The 5230-nt window shown below is 65.3% G+C and carries 4 protein-coding genes and 1 pseudogene; 3 read left to right on the top strand and 2 right to left on the bottom strand.

Going from position 1 to position 5230, the window contains the following annotated elements; all coding sequences use genetic code 11:
• On the bottom strand, positions 1 to 250 hold a 250-nt coding region (locus AC5LSR_RS18950; protein WP_493468749.1), incomplete at its 3' end, for a DUF6444 domain-containing protein.
• A 600-nt stretch (positions 251 to 850) separates the two neighbouring features.
• On the opposite strand from AC5LSR_RS18950, the gene AC5LSR_RS18945 reads away from it, so the two are divergent.
• From AC5LSR_RS18945 to AC5LSR_RS18935, 3 genes are all read left to right on the top strand, one after another.
• On the top strand, positions 851 to 1885 hold the full coding sequence (locus AC5LSR_RS18945; RefSeq protein WP_250285354.1) for an undecaprenyl-diphosphate phosphatase: 1035 nt from the start codon (positions 851 to 853) through the stop codon (positions 1883 to 1885).
• Between the two features lie 166 nt (positions 1886 to 2051).
• Positions 2052 to 2651, top strand: a complete 600-nt coding sequence (locus AC5LSR_RS18940) for a DedA family protein (RefSeq protein ID WP_250285355.1) — start codon at positions 2052 to 2054, stop codon at positions 2649 to 2651.
• A gap of 262 nt (positions 2652 to 2913) precedes the next feature.
• Complete coding sequence (locus AC5LSR_RS18935) at positions 2914 to 4257, top strand: COG4705 family protein (protein WP_250285356.1); 1344 nt, start codon at positions 2914 to 2916, stop codon at positions 4255 to 4257.
• A gap of 110 nt (positions 4258 to 4367) precedes the next feature.
• Here AC5LSR_RS18935 and AC5LSR_RS18930 read toward each other — a convergent pair.
• Positions 4368 to 5230, bottom strand: a pseudogene (locus tag AC5LSR_RS18930) (hypothetical protein); the annotation flags it as partial.

Genomic DNA, 5230 nt, shown 5'->3' with positions numbered 1-5230 from the left:
CGGGAGTCCCGCCCGGCGGCGGCTCCGGCGGCTTCCGCCCCGGGATCGCGTCGTCCGTGGACGGCGACAACGACGAGTTCCGCGAGTTCCGCGACGCCTTCCGTTCCAGGTCAGCCGCCTTCGCCGCCAACTCCGCGATCTCCCTGGCCTGCGCCGCCACCGTCACCCGCAGCTCACCGATCAACTCCGCCTGCGCGCGCACGAGGGCGATCAGTCCCTCAAGGGGCATCTCCTCCGGCTGCGCGGGCACCCCGCTACATCACCACACGCACCAGACCTGCTGCGCCACGCGTCAGCCAACAACCGAACCCGGCTCGAGAGCCGGCCACCCACAGCAACATCAACAAAGAACCTGAACGTTTACTCGTGGTCTGCGCTACCTGCCACGGCCAGATCCACAAGGGGCGGCCCGCTACACCGCTCACGCAGTAGTCACCGGAGAGCCGGATGATCGGGAAACCATCACGTCCGGTTCGGCGGGAGGCCGCGCGGAAAAGGACCAGCCCTCGGGCTGGCACCTCGCTGCGCGGCCGACCCATCCGGCTGGTTCGATGGTTATCGCCGGCTGACTATCCGTTACGAACGCGACGGCCGCAACTTCCTCGGGTTTCTCTCCCTCGCGGCCGCACTGATCTGCTGGAAGAAACTCCCCACGTGAGACACGCTCTTAACGCCGGGGGCCACTCAGAGCGTAGACGGCCCCGATCGCCCGCTCGGCGTACACCGTTTTCACATGATCCTTTCGGCATCGTGAACCGACCCGCCGCTCGGCGGGCAGACAGTCGCGGCCGGACTGCCACGTCGGGAATCAGGCGGGCTTGACGCCTCGCCGGAAGAAGGGACGGCGCCGATGGGGCATTTCGGATTCGTCGAGGCGGGCGCGATCGGTCTCCTACAAGGGATCACGGAACTGTTTCCGGTATCCAGTCTCGGGCACAGCGTGCTCGTCCCCGCGTGGATCGGTGGAAGCTGGGCGCGGGACCTGGACGTCTCTGCGCCGGAGTCGCCCTACCTGGCCTTCATCGTCGCCGTACACGTCGCTACCGCGATCGCTCTGATCACGTTCTACTGGCGCGACTGGGTCCGGATCACCAGTGGTCTGACGATATCGGTACGGGACCGCCGGGTCCAGACATCCGACCAGCGACTCGGCTGGCTGCTGATTATCGCGACGATTCCGGTCGGAATCAGCGGTCTCCTGCTGGAGCACACTTTCCGCACCACGCTCGGCAAACCGTTGTCGGCAGCGTTGTTCCTGACCGTCAACGGTGGAGTGCTGCTCGCTGGGGAGCGGCTGCGGCGGAGGAACACGGCGCCCGGCGGACCCGGGTCCGCGCCCGCTCCGGTGATGGCAGCGCCGATCACGGGCAGGTTCACCGCTGGGAAACCGACTCCGACGCCCGCCACGGGCGCTTCTGAAGGCGCCACCCCGGGATCGGCCGACCCGGCGCCGCTGTCCGTCGGCGCCGCCGCAGACCTGGCTGCCGATCAGAGACTGGCCACGCTCTCTGTGAAGGACGCTCTTGTTGTCGGCTTCGCCCAGGCCGCCGCACTCGCACCGGGGATCAGCCGATCGGGCGTGAGCATGGTAGCCGGTTTGATCCGCGGCCTGTCCCACGAGGACGCGGCTCGGTTCGCGTTCCTGCTGGCCACCCCCGTGATCTTGGCTGCGGGCCTACTCAAGCTGCCGGATCTGTTCGGCCCGCTCGGCAACGGGGTACGGGGGCAGACCCTGTTCGGGGCGGCGGTCGCGGGTGTCGCAGCCTATCTGTCGGTGCGGTTCCTCAGCCGCTGGTTCGAAACCCGGACGCTCACCCCGTTCGCGTTCTACTGTCTCGCCGTCGGATTCGTGTCCGTGCTGAGGTTCGGTCCCTTCTCATTCTGATTTCGCAGGCCCCGAGGCGCTCTGCCCGTGAGACGGTCAACTGCGGGCAGGATCCGGCCGGAAACGATGGAAAGGAAGTCCTGCGCTGTCTGGTCCACTCGCACTCAATATTCTTGACCCCGCCTCACTGGCCTCGACGTTCGGCCTTGCCGGTCTGACCGTCATCGTGTTCGCCGAGACCGGCCTGCTCCTCGGGTTCTTCCTTCCGGGTGACTCCCTGCTGTTCCTCGCCGGCGCCTACAGCACGACCCGCACTACCGCCGGCCAGCCGCATTTCCACATCGGCTCCGTGCTGGCCGGGGTGGCCGTCGCGGCGCTGGTGGGCGCACAGACGGGCTATCTGCTGGGCCGCCGGGCCGGCCCGGTCCTGTTCAACCGACCCGACTCCCGGCTGTTCAAACAGGAGAACGTGGAACGGACCCAGGAGTTCCTGGACCGGTACGGCTACGGAAAGGCGATCATCCTGGCGCGGTTCGTGCCGGTCATACGCACCTTCATGAACCCGGTGGCCGGTGTGGTGGGCGTGCCGGCCCGGGCCTTCACCCTGTTCAACGTCGCCGGCGGGTTGATCTGGTCGCTCGGCGTCACCCTGCTCGGCTACACCCTTGGACGGTCCATCTCGATCGACCGGTACATCATCCCGATCACGCTGCTGATCGTGGTGGTGTCCGCCGTTCCGGTAGTCCGGGAATACCGTCGCCAGACCAGACCCGGGCGGCGGCCCGACGCCCGCGCGGGAAGCGACCACGACCGCCTGCCCCGGTGACAGCGGTTGCCTGTAGTCGAGCAGGTACCGCGGCATCCACCACGCAGGCGTCCGTGCAGCTCACCTGTCACTCCCGAGTCCAACCACGCGGCGGATGCCTCAGGACTCCGCAGCTGCTCATTAACAGAGTTTCCCGCCCGCTTACCCTGTCCGACCCATGGCTGGCCTGGCGTGCCCTAATGTCCGACAAGTCGCGGCTTGGCTCACCCTCGTCCCAGATTCTTCCGCCGCGGCGACCGAACCGAGAACGAGAAAGAGCCCGATGACTTCACCGAGCATCCCCATGACTTCACCACGCACCCTCGCACCAAATCGCCAACTCCTTAACAAAGTTCCAGAAGTCACCATCTACTTCTGGATCATCAAAGTGCTCTGCACGACGGTTGGTGAATCGGCCGCTGACTTCCTCAACGTCAACCTGAACCTCGGTCTGACCGGTACGTCCGTCGTCACAGGCGTCCTGCTCGTCGCCGCTCTGATCTTCCAATTCAGGGCGAATCGGTACATACCGAGCAGGTACTGGCTGGCGGTGGCGCTCGTGAGCGTCTTCGGCACATTGGTAACCGACAATCTCACGGACAGTATCGGTCTGCCACTCGAAGCGAGCACCCTGATTTTCGGTGTTCTTCTCGCTCTCGCCTTCCTCGTGTGGTACCTGATCGAGAAGACGCTCTCCATTCATTCCATCTTCACCAGACGGCGAGAGGCGTTCTACTGGCTGACGATTCTCGTCACCTTCGCGCTCGGCACGGCGACCGGCGATCTCATGGCCGAGGTGCTTGGGCTCGGCTACCTGGCGACGGGAATCATCGTGGTATCGCTGATCGCCATCATTGCGGTCGCATGGCGATTCGGACTCAACTCGGTTCTCTCCTTCTGGATCATCTACATCATGACCCGCCCGCTTGGAGCATCGATCGGTGACTACCTCTCTCAGTCATCGGGCCAGGGCGGGCTGGGCCTGGGTGCGACGGTGACGAGCCTGATCTTCGTGGCCGGCATTCTCGGCATCGTTACCTATTTCTCGGTGACGAAAGCCGATGTCATCCCGAGTGCCTCTGCCATTGACACTGACGAGGCAATGGAACGAGGAGGCTTGTGGCAGACAGTCGTCGTCGTGGCGCTCGTCCTCATCGCCGCAGGGACGGGATACTTCTTGCGCAAGTCCTCGCTTCAAGAAGACACGTCAAACTCGGCTGCCGCCGTGCAGTCGATCCCCGGCGCAAGCCAGACAGTGATCCCCGGCGCAAGCCAGACAGTGATCCCCGGCGCAAGCCAGGCAGTGATCCCCGGCGGAAGTCAGCCAGCACAGCTCTCGCCCCTCGGAGACCTCTCGAAGTTCCGAAAAATCACACAGGACACGCTGGATCTCCTGAACGCCGGCAACCAGTCTGGCGCTACGGCCCGCATCGGTGATCTCGAAATCGCGTGGGACAACGCCGAAGCGCGTCTGAAACCGAAGGACAAGGCTGCGTGGACCAAGATCGACGGAAAGATTGATACGGTGCTGCGCGCCCTCCGGGCAACGAGTCCGAACTCGAACAGCGAGAGGGTCGCGCTAACGGCATTGCTCACCACACTCGGCCCGAGTGACAGTCATTCCTGAGAAAGAAACCCCGAAGCTACAGGTAGATACTACGAGGCTTATGTAGAACCTGTTGGGTGCCAGAACTCGGCTATCGGCGTTGACCTGGGGTTTTAGGCCGTTCGTTCGTATTAGTTGATCAGGCCACCGAGGACGGGCCGACGCTTGATGTGTCCCGTCGTGACGTCAGTGATCGGGTGGTCGGGCCGGGGCGGTTGGAGGTGGAGCGCGCGGGGAGCTCGGGGTGGGATCGTGACCGCGGTGATGCCGGCGTCGGCGAGGACCGCGTCGAAGGATGCGGTGACCTGCCCAGCGCGGTCACGGACCAGGGCCTGGACGTCGGCCGCCCGGTCGCCGAGGTCCATCAGCAGATTCCGGATCTGTTGGGTGGTCCAGGGCCCGTCCGGGTTGGCGGGGCCCCAAGGAGGTGCACGGAGCAGGAGCCGACCTCCATGACGAACAAGCGGTACGGACGCTGGAGCGTCACGGCGCAGTCCGCGTGGAAGAAGTCGACCGCCACCCTCACCGGCACCTCCCGGATCAGGCTGCCCCCAGCTTCACCGCCCTACCATGACAGGACAGCGACGAAGGTCTCCCAGCCCTGTTCGATCAATTGGCGCCTCACGGCGCACCCGCCGGTGACCCCAGGTCGGGTTCTTCTTCGCGAGGCGCAGAACCAGATCACGGATCTTGCGGCGGACCGGTGGCCGACCGGGCGACTTCCGTGGATAGGTCCATTTCCGGGTGAGGAGGTCACTCCGGCCACCGCAACACGGTGGCCGGAGTGACGAAGAAAACGTCCCAGCGGGTCCGGGGTAACAGCCGGGACAACGCCGTCAGGATCTACCCGATCTGCCGGTTCCAGGGTCGGACGGTGGACCTGGCGCCGCAGCACCGCCACCTGGTGTCGTAGGACGAGGAGCTCCACCTCTTTCGCCGTGTCGCCGCGTACGCGGAGCAGCACCCCGAGAGCGTTGCGCGTCAGGCCGTAGAG

The organism is Protofrankia sp. CiP1_Cm_nod4, assembly GCF_982290645.1.
Note: the sequence above shows the minus strand (reverse complement) of the source record. Positions and strands in the feature narration are given on the sequence as shown.

What these genes read in the sequence shown, in the direction of transcription:
- AC5LSR_RS18945 (WP_250285354.1), top strand. Translation starts at nt 851, where the DNA reads ATGGGGCATTTCGGATTCGTCGAGGCGGGCGCGATCGGTCTCCTACAA.
- AC5LSR_RS18935 (WP_250285356.1), top strand. Translation starts at nt 2,914, where the DNA reads ATGACTTCACCGAGCATCCCCATGACTTCACCACGCACCCTCGCACCA.